This is a genomic window from Microvirga terrae, from assembly GCF_013307435.2.
Taxonomy (GTDB): domain Bacteria; phylum Pseudomonadota; class Alphaproteobacteria; order Rhizobiales; family Beijerinckiaceae; genus Microvirga; species Microvirga terrae.
The window spans coordinates 1,343,027-1,358,101 of record NZ_CP102845.1; the positions used below are offsets into that span (position 1 = coordinate 1,343,027).

General features: G+C 67.0%; 17 protein-coding genes. 5 read left to right on the plus strand and 12 right to left on the minus strand.

The genetic code is table 11. From position 1 onward, the window contains the following. Positions 1–39: 39 nt before the first annotated feature. Both HPT29_RS06300 and HPT29_RS06305 read right to left on the minus strand, forming a co-directional pair. Positions 40–912, minus strand: coding sequence for an alpha/beta fold hydrolase (locus HPT29_RS06300; RefSeq protein ID WP_173945951.1), 873 nt, complete (start codon positions 910–912; stop codon positions 40–42). A gap of 31 nt (positions 913–943) precedes the next feature. After that, on the minus strand, positions 944–1,486 hold the full coding sequence (locus tag HPT29_RS06305; protein ID WP_173945952.1) for a YcbK family protein: 543 nt from the start codon (positions 1,484–1,486) through the stop codon (positions 944–946). 335 nt (positions 1,487–1,821) lie between these two features. Between HPT29_RS06305 and HPT29_RS06310 the strand changes: the two genes are divergently transcribed. Further along, positions 1,822–2,259: a DUF4112 domain-containing protein gene (locus HPT29_RS06310; protein WP_173945953.1), complete on the plus strand. Its 438-nt coding sequence runs from the start codon at positions 1,822–1,824 to the stop codon at positions 2,257–2,259. Further along, positions 2,259–2,720 (plus strand): hypothetical protein, encoded by a 462-nt coding sequence (locus HPT29_RS06315; protein ID WP_173945954.1) that lies wholly within the window; start codon positions 2,259–2,261, stop codon positions 2,718–2,720. Before HPT29_RS06310 ends, HPT29_RS06315 begins: the two co-directional genes overlap by 1 nt. 31 nt (positions 2,721–2,751) lie before the next feature. Here HPT29_RS06315 and HPT29_RS06320 read toward each other — a convergent pair whose 3' ends face one another. The 4 genes from HPT29_RS06320 to HPT29_RS06335 form a co-directional block, all read right to left on the minus strand. Then, a complete protein-coding gene (locus HPT29_RS06320) occupies positions 2,752–3,546 on the minus strand; it encodes an ABC transporter ATP-binding protein (RefSeq protein WP_173945955.1) in 795 nt (264 codons plus the stop codon). Further along, positions 3,539–4,264 carry an ABC transporter permease gene (locus HPT29_RS06325; protein ID WP_173945956.1) on the minus strand — a complete coding sequence of 242 codons (726 nt, stop codon included), beginning with the start codon at positions 4,262–4,264 and terminating at the stop codon, positions 3,539–3,541. The genes HPT29_RS06320 and HPT29_RS06325 overlap by 8 nt, the downstream gene beginning before the upstream one ends. Continuing rightward, positions 4,264–4,986, minus strand: a complete 723-nt coding sequence (locus HPT29_RS06330; protein WP_173945957.1) for an ABC transporter permease — start codon at positions 4,984–4,986, stop codon at positions 4,264–4,266. Before HPT29_RS06330 ends, HPT29_RS06325 begins: the two co-directional genes overlap by 1 nt. 182 nt (positions 4,987–5,168) lie before the next feature. Beyond that, on the minus strand, positions 5,169–6,014 hold the full coding sequence (locus HPT29_RS06335; protein WP_173945958.1) for a lysine/arginine/ornithine ABC transporter substrate-binding protein: 846 nt from the start codon (positions 6,012–6,014) through the stop codon (positions 5,169–5,171). A 113-nt stretch (positions 6,015–6,127) separates the two neighbouring features. On the opposite strand from HPT29_RS06335, the gene HPT29_RS06340 reads away from it, so the two are divergent. Further along, entirely contained in the window at positions 6,128–6,274 is a 147-nt protein-coding gene (locus HPT29_RS06340; RefSeq protein WP_173945959.1) for a hypothetical protein, read from the plus strand. An 82-nt stretch (positions 6,275–6,356) separates the two neighbouring features. Here HPT29_RS06340 and HPT29_RS06345 read toward each other — a convergent pair whose 3' ends face one another. From HPT29_RS06345 to mbfA, 5 genes are all read right to left on the minus strand, one after another. Next, positions 6,357–7,202, minus strand: coding sequence for a lysine/arginine/ornithine ABC transporter substrate-binding protein (locus HPT29_RS06345; protein WP_173945960.1), 846 nt, complete (start codon positions 7,200–7,202; stop codon positions 6,357–6,359). Between the two features lie 129 nt (positions 7,203–7,331). Beyond that, a complete protein-coding gene (locus tag HPT29_RS06350) occupies positions 7,332–8,030 on the minus strand; it encodes a fumarylacetoacetate hydrolase family protein (RefSeq protein ID WP_173945961.1) in 699 nt (232 codons plus the stop codon). 179 nt (positions 8,031–8,209) lie between these two features. After that, positions 8,210–9,031 carry a DUF4142 domain-containing protein gene (locus tag HPT29_RS06355; protein WP_173945962.1) on the minus strand — a complete coding sequence of 274 codons (822 nt, stop codon included), beginning with the start codon at positions 9,029–9,031 and terminating at the stop codon, positions 8,210–8,212. 283 nt (positions 9,032–9,314) lie between these two features. Continuing rightward, positions 9,315–10,229, minus strand: a complete 915-nt coding sequence (locus HPT29_RS06360) for a metallophosphoesterase family protein (protein ID WP_173945963.1) — start codon at positions 10,227–10,229, stop codon at positions 9,315–9,317. 54 nt (positions 10,230–10,283) lie between these two features. Then, the gene (gene mbfA / locus HPT29_RS06365; RefSeq protein ID WP_173945964.1) at positions 10,284–11,255 is read right to left on the minus strand and encodes an iron exporter MbfA; all 972 of its coding nucleotides are present in this window, start codon (positions 11,253–11,255) and stop codon (positions 10,284–10,286) included. A gap of 337 nt (positions 11,256–11,592) precedes the next feature. Here mbfA and HPT29_RS06370 point away from each other — a divergent pair, with 337 nt between their 5' ends. Then, positions 11,593–12,072: an NUDIX domain-containing protein gene (locus tag HPT29_RS06370; protein ID WP_173945965.1), complete on the plus strand. Its 480-nt coding sequence runs from the start codon at positions 11,593–11,595 to the stop codon at positions 12,070–12,072. Between the two features lie 270 nt (positions 12,073–12,342). Continuing rightward, entirely contained in the window at positions 12,343–12,855 is a 513-nt protein-coding gene (locus HPT29_RS06375; RefSeq protein WP_173945966.1) for a GNAT family N-acetyltransferase, read from the plus strand. A gap of 138 nt (positions 12,856–12,993) precedes the next feature. Here HPT29_RS06375 and HPT29_RS06380 read toward each other — a convergent pair whose 3' ends face one another. Beyond that, a complete protein-coding gene (locus HPT29_RS06380) occupies positions 12,994–15,066 on the minus strand; it encodes a hypothetical protein (RefSeq protein WP_173945967.1) in 2,073 nt (690 codons plus the stop codon). Positions 15,067–15,075 lie beyond the last annotated feature (9 nt).

Below are 15,075 nucleotides of genomic sequence, written 5' to 3' on the forward strand. Positions count from 1 at the left end.
TCGGGTTGGCCGGGTCAAGCCCGGCCATGACGTCTGAGATTAGTCTTTGAACGCCCTCTCCAGGAAGGGCTCCAGAGCCGCCAGCGTTTCCTCGGGGGCCTCCTCGGCGAGATAATGGCCGCAATCGATGCCGTGGCCTTCCACTCTGCCGGCCCAGTCGCGCCAGACCCCGACGACGTCGTACCACCGCTCGAGCCCGTTCTTCAGGCCCCAGAGCGCCTGCACCGGACAGGCGATGCGGCGGCCGGCCTTCTGGTCTTCCTCGTCGAGGCGCATGTCGATGGTGGCGCCGGCCCGGTAATCCTCGCACATGGCGTGGATCGTCGTCGGATCCGTGTAGCAGCGGCGATATTCCGCGAGCGCCGCCTCGTCGAACAGCGAGCGCCCGCGGCGCAGATAGAACACGTCCGGATCCGACGCGATCAGGCGCTCGGGGATCGGGTGCGGCTGGGCGAGGAAAAACCAGTGCCAGTAGCCCATGGCGAAGGCCATGTCGGTGCGCTGGAAATGCTCGGCCGTCGGGATGATGTCGAGGACGGACAGCGACACGATCCGGTCCGGATGATCGAGCGCCATGCGGTAGGCGCAGCGCCCGCCGCGATCATGCCCGACGACGGCGAAACGCTCGAAGCCGAGAGCCTGCATCGCCTCGACCTGGTCGCGCGCCATGGCGCGCTTGGAATAGGGCTCGTGGTCCGGGGTCGTCGCGGGCTTCGAACTGTCGCCGTATCCGCGCAGATCGGCGCACACGACCGTGTAGGTCTCGGCGAGCTTCGGCGCCACCTTGTGCCACATGACATGGGTTTGCGGATGCCCGTGCAGCAGGAGGACCGGCGGTCCGCTTCCGCCATGGCGGAGGTTGATGACGGCGCCGGAGGTTTCGATCTGTCGGTGTGTGAAGGTCTCGAACATCCCGCCGTTGTATCGGAGCCGGCCCGGATCGTCACCAGGAACGGCGCTCGCCGTTGTCGATATGGATGATCCCGTTGCGATAGATCTTGAGGCCGCCGACCTGGGGATGCGCCCGCAGGTAGGCCATCACGCCCCGCGCCTTCGCCCGCACGCGGAAATCGACCGCGCGGCAGGAGAGGTGCAGGGAGTGGCGGGCGCCGCCGGCGCGCCAATTGCGGCCGCTGCTGCGATGGGTCGACTCGATGCTCACGGGGCCGAACGTCGCGGCGACGGACGCCACCACGTCGCGCAGGTTGCCCGGAATGCAGTGGGTGGGGGCGCTGGCGCGCAGGGTGATCGTTCCCAGGGACACCAGCGACGAGAAACCAGAAATTCCCTTCGCGTCCGGCAGGCTTCCGGTGGCGGCGGGGTCGTCGAGGCGCTCCTGGGACGGCAGGCTGGCGTATTGCGCCGAAGGAATGATCCCGGCGTCCTCATCGCCGGCCTTGAGCGGACCCGGCGACAGTCCCGCCAGAAAGGCCCCGGCCATGACGGCCACCTTCGAGGTCCAGCGAACGCGGCAAACGATGCTCATCGGGTTCTCCCGTACTGAGCCCCTACTTGAGGTCCTGCGCCGGCTCGGTCCCCCCACCGGCTTTCGCTGCTTGTGGATCAGCCACCAAGGGTTGATGTCGCAGCGTTAGGCACGGCTACCTAAGGTTAAGCTTGCCCTAGGCAAGAACACCTAGGGGCGATCAGAGGCGCAAAGGCCACGCTTGGCCGGCAAAGCTTTGCCCTGCAAGGAATCCCGCCACGGGAAATTTCGGGTGAGTTACGGAATAACGGGCTGGAATCTTGCAAAAGCGAGCCGGAATGCACACATCCAGATCCGTTGTGCCGATCATCGGGATCGGCCGCACGGAGACAGGAATGAACACTGCTCGGACCGCCGTTTTCGACGCGATCAAGACCGCCGGACCGACCCGGGCCGATGCGCTCGCGCGCGTCACGCTCGTCGCGAAGTTTCTCGACAACGCCGTGATGATCCCGGGCCTGAACCGGCGCGTCGGCTTCGATGCCGTGCTCGGTCTCGTGCCGGGCGTGGGCGACGCGATCTCGGCCGCGCTCGCCAGCTACATCATCTGGGAGGCGCGCCAGCTCGGCCTGCCGCGCTGGAAGATCGCCCGCATGATCGGCAACGTGGTGGTCGACACGGCGATCGGCGCGATCCCGCTGGCGGGTGACGTATTCGACGTGTTCTTCAAGGCCAACCAGCGCAACCTGCGGATCATCCACGAGCATCTGGGCACGCCCAAGCGCGGACCGCTCGAGATCGACGGCACGGCCGTCCGGGTGGACGAGCGCTGATGAAGCGCTTCCTTTGGATCCTCGCCTGGTTCGCCGTGGCTGTGTGGTCGCTCTTCGCCTGGGGTGCGTACGGTCTCGTCGACTTCTTCGGCGGCGTGGCGGCGCGCCATGCAGACGTCGTGACGGGCCATCCGGAGACGGTCGAGTGGCTGTCCTGGGCGCTCATGACCCTGCGCGGCCTGGGCCTCGGCGCCATCGTGGTGGTGTGGGGCCTCGTCTGCCTGGTGATCCTGGCGGTTCCGGCCGTGCTCGGCCTGTTCTTCGGTGGAGCGCCCCGTGAGCCGCGCGTCGAGGAATGGCGCGGGCCGCGGATCGATCCGCGCCCCAGGACCGTTCCCGCCGGCGCAGCCTCCGATCCGGCGCATCGAGAAGCGATGACGAGAAAGGGCGCAGCGGATGCCGCTTCGCCCTTCGTGTTTGTCGTTGCCGTCTTCCCGTCATCACCGGCCTTGTGCCGGTGATCCCGATCGGTAGAAATCATGGAGCCGACGCTCAGCGGTGGCTCGAGATGAACTGCTTGAAGCGCTCGGATTTCGGAGCGCCGAACACCTGGGCCGGCGCGCCTTCCTCCTCGACCACGCCCTTGTGCAGGAACACGACCCGGTTCGACACGTCGCGGGCGAAACCCATCTCGTGGGTCACCACCAGCATGGTGCGGCCTTCCTCGGCGAGGGAGCGCATGACGCGCAGGACCTCGCCGACGAGTTCCGGATCGAGCGCCGAGGTCGGCTCGTCGAACAGCATCACCTTGGGATGCATGGCGAGCGCCCGGGCGATCGCCGCGCGCTGCTGCTGGCCGCCTGAGAGGTGGGAGGGATACTGGTTGCGCTTGTCGACGATGCCGACCTTCTTCAGCAGTTCCTCGGCCTCGGCGATGCACTCGGCCTTCGGGCGCTTCTGCACGTGAACGGGCGCCTCGATCACGTTCTCCAGGATGGTCATGTGGGACCAGAGGTTGAAGCTCTGGAACACCATGGCGACCCGCGAGCGGATGCGGTCCACCTGCCGCTGGTCGGCCGGCTCCATGCCCTTGCGGCCCTTCCTGAGGCCGATCGTCTCGCCGCCGATGCGGATCTCGCCGGAATCCGGCACCTCCAGCATGTTGATGCAGCGGAGCATGGTGGACTTGCCGGAGCCCGACGCGCCGAGGATCGAGATGACGTCGCCTTCCCGGGCGCTGAGCGACACGCCCTTGAGCACCTCGAGGCTCCCGAAGCTTTTGCGGAGATCGTTGACGGAGACGGCAGCAGCGGACTCGGAAGACAAGGATGCAACTCCGTTAGACATGGGCGGCCTCCAGGCGCGGCTCGATGGCCGGTGGGCGGCGCAGATGGGGCGAGAGCCACCACTCGATGGCCATGATGATGCGCGTGATGATGAAGTTGAGGATCAGGTAGATCAGGCCTGCCACGATGAAGACCTCGACGGCCCGGAAGGTCTGCGAGATCAGCTTTGCGGCGAGTCCCGTCACCTCCATCATGGTGATGATCGAGGCCAGCGACGTGGCCTTGACCATGAGGATGATCTCGCTGCCGTAGGCCGGGAGCGCCTGCCGGACCGCGATCGGGAAGACGATGCGGCGGAAGAGCAGGAAGCCCGACATGCCGCAGGCCCGCGCGGCCTCGACCTGGTTGTGCGGCACCGATTGCAGGCCGCCGCGGAAGATCTCGCTGGCATAGGCGGCCGTGTTGAGGGTGAGTGCCAGCACCGCGCACCAGTAGGGCTCGCGGAAGAAGGTCCACAATCCCCATTCCTGCAAGGTCGGCCGGAACTGGCCGAGGCCGTAATAGATCAGGAAGATCTGCACGAGCAGGGGCGTCCCGCGGAACACGAAGACATAGGCCTGCGCCGGCCAGTCGAGCACCTTGACGCGCGACATGCGCATGAGCGCGAGCAGCATCGCGAAGACGGCCCCGAACGCGACCGCCGTGAACGCCAGGTTCAGGGTGAGGGGCACGCCTCCCATCAGGGTCAGGAAGGTATCCCGCATGAAGGCGAAGTCCATCAGGAAGCCCTCCGCATGCCACGCATCGAATGAGCCTCCGCGCGCTGGAACAGATAGGTCGAAACCCAGGTGATGAGCAGATAGAGGACCGCCGCCGTGATGTAGAAGTCGAACGGGCGGCGGGTGGAGCCGGCCGCGATGTGCGACTGCCGCAGCAGCTCGACGAGGCCCGTCACCGAAATCAGGGCCGATTCCTTCAAGACCAGCTGCCAGGTGTTGCCGAGGCCGGGAATGGCATAGCGCAGGACCTGCGGGGCGATGATGCGGCGGAACATCAGCCAGCGATGCATGCCCACGGACCGCGCCGCCTCGAGTTCGCCGCGGCTCACGACCTGGAAGGCCCCGCGGAACACCTCCGCCTGATAGGCGCCCGACACGATGCCGATGGCCATGGCGCCGGTGGCGAAGGCCGGCACGCCGATGAAGCCCTCGGCCCCGAACAGGCTGCCGATGGCGCCGAGCGCCGCGCTGCCGCCGAAGTAGAAGAGGTAGATCACGAGAAGATCGGGAATGCCGCGCAGGACGGTGGTGTAGCCATCCGCCAGGCTGCGGATCACGACGTTGCCCCCGATCTTCCCCCAGGCCACCAGGGTGCCGACGATGGAGCCTGCGAGAAAGCCGCATGTGGCGACGGCGATCGTCATCCCGGTCGCGGTGAGAAGAGCCCATCCCCAACCGTTGGGGCCGAACCCGACGAGCTCGAAATAGCTCAGCTGCTGCACGCGTCTCAACTTTCTTGAATACGTCTCCCCTCACCGAGAGGCAGGAGGTGAGACAAGATCTGTCACATCGGACCTTCGACCCGAGCGAGTCCCGGGTCCGTGTAGCAGGATCCGGGACTTATTTTCCAGTACGCTCAAGCATCGGGTCCGAAAGCGGCTCCTTCCGGGTCCGGTTCCTCGCGTCAGGCCTGCGGGGTCGCGTCGAGCTTGAACCACTTCTCGGACAGGGTCTTGATGGTGCCGTCCTTGATCGCCGCCTGGATCGCCTCGTCGAAGCTCTTCTTGAGCTCGGTGTCGTCCTTGCGCATGCCCACCGCGACGCCGCGGCCGAGCAGTCCGCCGCGCATGCCCGTTCCGGCAATGATCATGTCCTTGAACTCGGGCTTCTCCTGCGTGGCCTTCAGGGCGCCCTGTCCGGCGAAGATTGCGTCGAGGCGGCCGGCGGAGAGATCCAGGTCATGCTGCTCCGTGGTCTTGTACTCGCGGATCTGGACCGTGTCCTTCAGGTAGGTCTCGACGAACTGCGCGTTCACGGTCGAGGTCTGCACGCCGACCGTCTTGCCCTTCAGGAGCGGCTTCCAGGCCTCGATGGCCTTCTTGGCGCCTTCGGGATCCTTGTCGAGGCTCACCGTCGTGCCGGAGCCCGCCAGCTTGGCGAGGGGAGAATCCTTCATGACGCCGAAGCCGTGCGGGGTGGCCGCATAGGGGATCGAGAAGTTGATCGTCTCGAGGCGCTTCTCGGTGATGTTCATGCCAGCCATGATGGCGTCGTACTTCTTCGCCTGCAGGGCCGGGATGATGCCGTCCCAATCCTGGGCGACGATCTCGCATTTCACCTTCATGCGCTTGCACAGCTCGTTGGCGAGATCGATCTCGAAGCCTTCGAGCTTGCCGCCCGCGCCGGTGAAGTTCCACGGGGCATAGGCGCCCTCGGTGGCGATCTTCACCGTCTTCTCCTGCGCGGCCGCTCCGCCGATGGCGAGTCCGGAGGCGAGCAGGCCGAGACCCAGTGTCTTGAAGAATTTCATCGTCTTCCCTCTGGTCAGCTTCAACTGATCCTGTTGTCGGATGAGGGTCTTAGGACCGTCATCTCGCGTCCAGAAGCTAACATTCAAAAGCCAAGCCGGCGCAAGTCCTAAACATGCTGAATAAAGCGCCCAAGCTGGCGATTTCGGTCGCAGCCGGGCCGGATCGATACAAAAAGGGCGCGGCTTGCGCCGCGCCCCTGGATGTCATGGTTGCCTGCCACGTCATGGCCGGGCTCGTGCCGGCCATCTCGGTTGTTTGAAGCGCGTCGCTTCTCCGATCGGGATCACCGGGACAAGGCCGATGATGACACGGGGCGGAAACTCCAACCCGATGCCGGAAGATCAGCCCTTGGGGGAGATGTCCACCTTGAACCACTTCATGGACAGGGTCTTGACCGTGCCGTCCTTGACCGCCGCGTTGATCGCCTCGTTGAAGCTCTTCTTCAACTCGTCATCACCCTTCCGCAGGCCGACACCGACACCGGCACCCAGGAGGCCGCCGGTGATGGACGGGCCGACCATGACGTAATCCTTGAATTCCGGCTTATCGAGGGTGCCCATGATGGCCGTGGAATCCGCCAGGACGGCGTCGATACGCCCGGCCGCGAGGTCGAGGTCGTGCTGTTCGGTGGTCTTGTACTCGCGGATTTCCGCAGTGCCCTTCAGGTACTTGTCCGCGAAGTTGGCGTGGATCGTCGAGCCCTGGACGCCGACGGTCTTGCCCTTGAGGATCTCCTTCGAAGCGTCGATGGCCTTCTCGGCGGCGGCCTGCTGGGTGCCGAGGTTAAAGGCTTGGCCCGTGCCCACCATCTTGGCGAGGGGCGATGACTTGGCGACCATGTAGCCGTTGGGGCCGTTCACGTAGGGGCCGGCGAAGTCGATGGTCTTCTTGCGCTCGTCGGTGATGCTCATGCCGGCCATGATGGCGTCGTACTTCTTGGCGGTCAGGGCCGGGATGATGCCGTCCCAGTCCTGGGCCACGATCTCGCACTTGACGTTCATGCGCTTGCAGAGGTCGTTGGCGAGGTCGATCTCGAAGCCTTCGAGCTTGCCGCCCGCGCCGGTGAAGTTCCACGGGGCATAGGCGCCTTCGGTTGCGATCTTTACCGTCTTCTGCTGGGCGGCCGCTCCGCCGATCGCAAGCGCGGAACCGAGAAGAGCCAGGCCGACGGTCTTAACGAAATTCATAGTCGTTCCCTTATTTATGGGCCCCGGCTTCGCGCCGAGGCCTGACGTGCCCGCGGCCCCCGAGAGGGCCGCGCCGTGACGCAGTAACAGACAAACTCGACCAAAACGCAAGGGGGGAGCGCTCGGCCCTCACACGACCCGGAGCCGGATCTCGCCGAGGCCTTCGACCGCGCCGACCATGGTCTGTCCCTGGGTTACGGCGCCGACTCCGTCCGGCGTGCCGGAGAAGATCACGTCCCCGGGCGCGAGCTCGAAATAGGAGGACAGGTAGGCGATCTGCTCGGCGACCGACCAGATCATGTCGGAGAGGTCCGCCGTCTGCTTCGTCGCTCCGTCCACGGACAGGGAGATCGTGCCGCCGGCCGGGTGTCCAACCTGCGAGACCGGATGGATCGGGCCGACCGGGCCCGAATGATCGGCCGCCTTGCCGAGTTCCCAGGGGCGGCGAAGCTGCTTCGCCTCGTCCTGGAGGTCGCGGCGGGTCATGTCGAGGCCGATCGCATAGCCGAAGACGTGGTCGAGGGCCTGCTCGACGGGGATGTCGCGCCCGCCCTTGCCCAGGGCCACGACCATCTCGATCTCGAAGTGGTAGTTCCCGGTCTTCGGGGGATAGGAATGGTCTGCCGTTTCGCCCTCCGTGACCGGCTGGAGGGCATCGGCCGGTTTCATGAAGAAGAAGGGCGGTTCGCGGGTCGGATCGCCACCCATTTCCCGGGCATGGGCCGCATAGTTGCGGCCGACGCAATAGACCCGGCGGACCGGAAAGAGGTCGGCGCTGCCGGCCACGGGGAGGGCGGGAGTCGAAGGTGCGGGAATGACGTAGGCCATGGAAGCTCGCGGGATGTCGGGAGTGATCGAGGGATCCGGAAGGCCGGACCGCTGTTCCCTTCCTACACCCTGGAAGGGGCACCGCAAGCCGTGGCGAACAGGTTTGGACTACGGCTTTGGGCGAACAGGCAAACGGCGGGCCAAGGGCCCGCCGCAAAGGTCGTTCGATCTGAAGCCGCTTAGCGGCGACGGGCCGTGGCGCCCGGGAGGCGCTGGGCATCCGCGAGGTGGTGCTCGATATGCGGAACCACCGAGGCTGCGAACTGGCGCAGGCCTGGATCGTTGCCGGCCTGGGCATAGCCCGAATGCAGGGCGAGGGCCTCCTGGTGGCCCATGCGCTGAGCCTGGCCGTACAGGCGGTCGAACTGCGGGCCCGAGGTCGAGGCGAGCTGGTTCAGCATGGCGGTCTTCTCAGGGGAGAGCGGCACGCCGAGGCGGATCGGGGTCACCGAGCCCGTCGCCTGCACGTCGGCCGCGCGGCCGGCCGCAGCACCGGTCGTCGCGCCGACGCCGGCGCCGACCGCGGCACCCACCGGGCCACCCACCAGGGCACCGACGCCGGCACCCGTCAGAGCGCCCGTCGCCGTGCCGCCGGCCGTGCCCGGGGCGCCGCTGGCCGCCGCACCCGCGGTCGCGCCGGCCGTCGCGCCGACGCCCGCGCCCACCGCCGCGCCGACCGGACCGCCCACGAGGGCGCCGATGCCGGCGCCCGCGAGGGTGCCGCCCAGAGATCCGCCGATGAACTCACCGGACGCGGAATAGACCGGGCGGCCGCCATTCAGGGCCTGGCTGGTCATGCTGTGGTCCTTGATCATGTTCTGGGCGTAGCGGCGCACGGCCGGATTGCGCGAGCGCTCAAGGGCGAGCTGGCTCGAGGCGATCTCGAAAGCATCCGATTGAGCCGCCATCGTGCGGTAGGTCTGGCTGTCCATGATTTGGGCAGAGGCCGGGACGGCCGAAACGGATGCAAGCAAGGCTGCGACGGGAAGGTATTTCTTCATGGGGTGAACTCCTGTTACCGGGATCGCAGAACACCGTGCAAAGCCCATCAGGCTCGCGGAGGTCATGGGTTGCTGCTGCACCCCTTCAACGGCAATCGATCTAAGCGGTTCCAGGAAAGTCAGGTTCCGTTCAGCATAAATTCCGGTCCAGCTGTCAAAGCTTGGCCACGGCTACGCTGAACGCCAATAGAGATGACTCGCGCGACAGTGGAAGACGCGTCTATTCTTCGAACCTTGGCGTTTCAGCTGGGCCTTATGCTTTGGTGCGGCCTCGGAGGTTTACTCAAGACTTCGCCTCGGGCTGACGAATGCGCGCGAGGGAGAGCATGCCCATCCCCCCGACCGTGCCGTCGGGCTTCAGGCCCCGCAATTCGGCCATGAGGAGAAATCCGGTCTCGTCCCGGCCGATGGTGAAGAGATGGTAGCCCGCCTTGTGGGTCAGCGTTCCGCCCCGCGCCGAGGCCGAGGGCGCGCCGATCACCGGGATGGGGCCGCGCGGGCCGTCGAGATGGGCGAGTGAGCCCACATGGTTGTGCCCGTGCAGCACGAGCTCCGCGCCGACCCGGCACAGCATCTTCTCGAACCGGGAGGCATCCGTGAGGTTGCGGCCCGCCTCCGCGCCGCCGATATGGGGCGGGTGGTGGATCAGGACGATCCGGAAGCAGCCCGGTTCCCGCCCCAGCTCGCCGAGGATCTGCTCGACGGCCTTCATCTGCCGCGATCCGACCCGTCCGCTCGCCACGAACGGCAGGGTCGGGATGGCGGAGGACAGGCCGACCATGGCGATGGACCCATAGCGGCGCAGGTAGGGGAACGCGCCTTCGCGGCCGTCGTCGCCGCGGGTCCAGGGCGAGATCTCCCGCAGCAGGCCCTCGAGCGAGCCGCGCACATAGGCGTCGTGGTTGCCCGGCACGAAGGTCACGCGGGACGGGTCGCCCAGGCTTTCGAGGAAGACCCGGGACGTCTTCCATTCGTCCGGCAGGCCGATGTTGCAGGTGTCGCCCGTGCAGGTGATGTGGTCGGGCTTCTGCGCGTGGATGTCGGCGACGAGTTCTGCCAGGAGCTCCATGTCATGGAGGTCGTGCCGGCTGCGGTGCCAGTTGTACCAGCCGGTCAGGCGCTTGCTCAGAAGCTGCTTGAGACGCGGCCGGGGCAGGGGACCCACATGGGGGTCGGTCAGGTGAGCGATGCGGAACATGGCGGCCGGATTGATGCGTCGGGAAGCGAGAGTTCGCGCGCGGTACCCCTCCCGTCAAGCGCTGCCGATGAAGATCCCGGCGAGAAGCACCAGAACGCCCCCCACGACGACCTGGAGGGTCGCGCTCCAGAACGGCGTGTCCATGAACCGCGTGCGGATCCACGAGATCGCTACGAGCTCGACCGCCACCACGAGGGCCGCGATGCCGGTGGCGAGGAGGAAGGCGTTGGGCCAGGAATCCGGCACCAGGTAGGGCAGGGTGTGGCCGAGGCCGCCGGCCGCCGTCATGACGCCGCAGACCAGCCCGCGCAGCCAGGGCGAGCCGCGGCCCGTGATCTCGCCGTCGTCGGAGAGGGCTTCCGTCAGGCCCATGCTGATGCCGGCGCCGACCGAGGCCGCGAGCCCGACCAGGAAGGTCTCCCAGTTGTTCTGGGTCGCGAAGGCGGCGGCGAACAGGGGGGCGAGGGTGGAGACCGAGCCGTCGATCAGCCCGGCCAGCCCCGGCTGCACGTATTGCAGCACGAAGAGCCGGCGACGGGCATGCTCCTCGGCGGCCTCGGCACTGTCGGTCAGGTGGGCGGCGTGCAGCTCGCCGGCCTTGCGCTCGTGGCCGCGCTCGACCTCCGCGAGCCGCGTGAACAGCTCGCGCACGGACACGTCGAGGGTCTGCCGGGCGGCCTTTTCGTAGAAATTTGCCGCCTGCAGCTCCATGACCTCCGCCTCGCGGCGCACGCGGTCGAGGTCGAGATGGGGGCTCCACCACACGGCACGGCGCTTCAGGAAGCCACGCACGTCCTCGCGGCGGATCGGCGGCAGGTGCTCGCCGAAGCGGTCACGATAGAAGCCGTAGAGGGCGTTGCGATGGGCGCGCTCCTCCTCGGCCATGCCGTCGAAGATCTCGGCCGAGGCGGGGAAATCACCCCGGAGGCAATCCGCGAAATGCTGGTAGATCCGCGAATCTTCCTCTTCGCTGCCGATGGCGAGCGCGATGACCTCGCGCTCGGACAATTGGGACAGAGACTTCATGCCTGCTCCTGTTTAGAAGAATTCTAAACAAGAAGCCGGGCGGTTGCCAAGCCTCCCTGCGTCAGCAGAGGGGTGGCCTCGAACTCAGTACTGGGCGCCCGGGATCAGGGTCGAGTAGATCGAGCGGTCCTCGAGGTTGAGGGCCGGGGACCAGGAGAAGCGGGCGGAACGGTTGAGACGGGACAGGATCAGGGCGAGAAACATTGGAACACCTTTGGTTGGCCCTGTCTTAGACCTTTGTCTAATCCCGGTCACGCGCCAAATTGCCGGAACAGCTATGCAATTGATGAATGACTACATTCATCCTCCGGTAATCTTATCGTGATGGGGTGGTTCGATGTCCGATCCTCAGCCTCGCCGGTCTGCGCGCCTCGTCTCCCGGGCGCTCCATACCTATTGGCGCTTCTCCCGGGGCATGACGCTCGGCGTCCGGGCCGTGGTCCTCGACGACCGGAACCGGGTCTTCCTCATCCGGCACACCTATGTGCCCGGCTGGCACCTGCCGGGAGGCGGCGTCGAGACCGGCGAGACCGCCCTCGAGGCGCTGGGCCGCGAGCTCCGGGAGGAAGCGTGCATCGCCATGGACGAAACGCCCCGGCTGTTCGGTGTCTTCTTCAACAACCGGATCTCCCGGCGCGACCACGTGCTGGTCTACGTCATCCGACGGTTCACGGTGCTGTCGGTCAAGCAGCCGGACCGGGAGATCGCCGAGGCGGGCTTCTTCTCGCTCGACCGACTGCCCGAGGGAACGACCGCCGCGACCCGCAGCCGTTTGGCCGAGATCCTGGACGGGCAGCCCCCCTCGGCCATCTGGTGAGAGAGGGTTTGCGCCGCGTTCCCGGCGCTGCTATGGCCTAGAGCATCGGACCCAAAAGTGGATTCCACTTTTGGAATCTCATCCGATGCTCCACTCTTTGAAGAGCGCATCGTTCTTCGCGGAAAACCGGGTCCACTTTTCCGCACAATGCGCTAGCACCGTTGAGGAAATGCCGAGCCCCATGAGCATCACACGGATTGCGCGACGACGACACGGCTGACGTTCAGTTCCGCCGCCTTCTCGTTCTCTTTCTCGTCTCCGAGTCCGTCCATGACCGAGCTCTCGCTCCAGATCCGCACCGAGCAACCCATCGATTCAGAGGCCATCGAGCGCCTGCACGAGCGCGCCTTCGGCCCGGGCCGCTTCGCCCGCACCGCCTCGCGCCTGAGGGAAGGGGCGTCCCATCGGCTCGACCTGTCGTTCACGGCCCTGGTCGGCACGCTGCTGGTCGGCTCGGTGCGCATGACCCCGGTGAAGGCCGGCGACGTGCCGGCCCTGATGCTGGGCCCGCTCACCGTCGAGCCGGCCTTCGAGAGCCGCGGCATCGGGGCGGCCCTCATGCGCCGCTCCCTCGATGCCGCCAAGGCTGGGGGCCATACCCTGGTGCTGCTCGTGGGCGACGAGCCCTATTACAGCCGCTTCGGCTTCAAGCGCATCCCGCCGCAGCAGCTGCAGCTTCCGGGCCCGGTCAATCCGGCCCGCTTCCTGGCCCTGGAGCTGGGCGAAGGCGCCATGGCCGGCGCCAGGGGTTTGGTGAGCCCGCTCCCTGACGCGGACGGGTAGTCCGCATCCGTTGTTCACCACTCGACGTCATGGCCGGCCTTGTGCCGGCCATCCCAATACAGAAAAGCGCAGTGTTTCAAACAATCGAGATCACTGGCACAAGGCCGGTGATGACGCAGGAGCGGATTGCCGCCTCGCTTACGCCCGGCGCCGTCCCTCGATCAGCCAGGCCGCGAGGGTCGAGCCGATCAGGAGCACGAGGCCCACGAAGCCGAGCGCCATCGGGAACACGGACACCCCGCGCACGATGGCGCTGTCGCTCGGCTTGATTCCGATCCAGTCGCCGCCGGAGAAGCGCGTGCCCGAATGCACCGCGAGAACGCGCGGCACTGTGATGCTCTGATCGCCCGCCACCGCGACGCGGCGGACCGATCCGCCGGTCGCCTCGGCGATCGCGCTCAGCGCTTCCGTGTTGCTGAACACGTCCATGAGCTCGCGCGGATTGGCCGGGCCGATGCTGACGAAGGTGATGAGATCGCCCGAGCGGACCGTGTGCAGGCCGAGCTCGCGGCTCGCCACCTGGGCCGTGAAGAGACCGGGGCGCGACTCGGTGAGCGGGACGCTGCTCTCCTGGCCGCTCGGCGCCACGATGGTCACCGGGTCGGCGGTTTCCGCCATGGTCTGGCGCTCGACCCGGATGTCGCGGCCCTGCGCGCTCGCCCGCAGGGCCTCCTCCTCGAGAGCCGGCTCCTTCATGAGCCAATGGGCGAGGCGGCGCAGGAGATCGAGATGCGGGCCGCCGTCCTGATAGCCGCGGGCCCAGAGCCAGGCATGGTCCGAGAGCAGCAGCGCGACGCGGCCTTTGTCCTCCCGGCGCAGGACGAGGAGCGGCAGGTCGTTCGCTCCCGACATGAGCGTATCGCCCGACTGCACCTGCGAGCCGATGATCCGCAGCCACTCGCCCCAGGCCGGCGGCGACTGCTCCGAGCCCGGAAGGTCGCGGGTGACGGGGTGACGGTCGCCCGTATCGGTGATCTGCGCCTTGTAGGGCTGCTCGACGATGCTGCCGTTGGGCTGGCCCGGGATGATCGGCGCGAGCCGGGTCTGCGCGAGGCTGCCGTAGCTCGCGAATTCGGGGCCCGCCGCCACCAGGATCGCCCCGCCCTCGCGCACATAGCGCACGATGTTCTCGAAATAGCTCGACGGCAGGATGCTCTGGTTGGCGTAGCGGTCGAAGATGATCAGGTCGAATTCCTTGATCTTCTGCTGGAACAGCTCGCGGGTCGGGAAGGCGATCAGCGAGAGCTCGTTGATCGGCGTGCCGTCCTGCTTCTCCGGCGGGCGAAGGATCGTGAAGTGGACGAGATCCACATTGGCGTCGGATTTCAGGAGATTGCGCCAGGTGCGCTCGCCCGCATGCGGCTCGCCGGAGACCAGCAGCACGCGCAGCTTCTCGCGGATGCCCTCGATGGGAATCACCGCCCGGTTGTTGGCCTGCGTCAGCTCGTTGGGCAGGCCTTCCACTTCGAGCTCGACCACGTTGGTGCCGCCATGCTCAATGCGTACATCGAGGGAGAAGGGCGTGTCGGCCCGCACCTGCTGGCGGGTGAGAACCTGTCCGTCGCGGCGAACGGTGACGAGCGCCGAGCCGGTGCCGCCGCGCTCCATGATCTGTGCGCGGATCGTCTGGTCCTTGCCGACGATGCCGAACCGGGGTGCCTCCAGGAGCTTGATCTGCCGGTCGCGCTCATCGGGGCGACCGGTGATGAGCGCGTGAAGAGGCGCCCGGAAGCCGAGACCCTCCACGGAGGACGGGATGTCGTGCACCACGCCGTCGGTGACGAAGACGACGCCGGCGAGCCGGTCCGGCGGCACGTCGGCCAACCCGTTGGAGAGGGCGGCGAACAGGCGCGTGCCGTCGTCGCCGCTGCCGTCATCCGCCTCGATGAAGCGCGGGTCCACGTCGGCCAGGGAGCCGAAGCGCCGCTCCAGCTCGGCCCGCACCTGATCGGTCATGGCCGGACGGTCGCCCAGGGTCTGCGAGGTGGAGCGGTCGACCACGACCGCCACGATGTCCTTCACCTTCTCCCGATCCTCCTGCACGAGCGCCGGGTTGGCGAGCGCCAGGAGCACGAGTCCGAGGGCGACGGCCCGGAGGATCGCCACGGGTCCACGGGAGACCAGCGCGAGGACCGCGAGCAGCGCGACGACCGCGCCGAGGGCCCAGAGGCCGTAGGCCGGGATGAGCGGGGAGAAGCTGATCGAGAGCAAGCTGGTTCC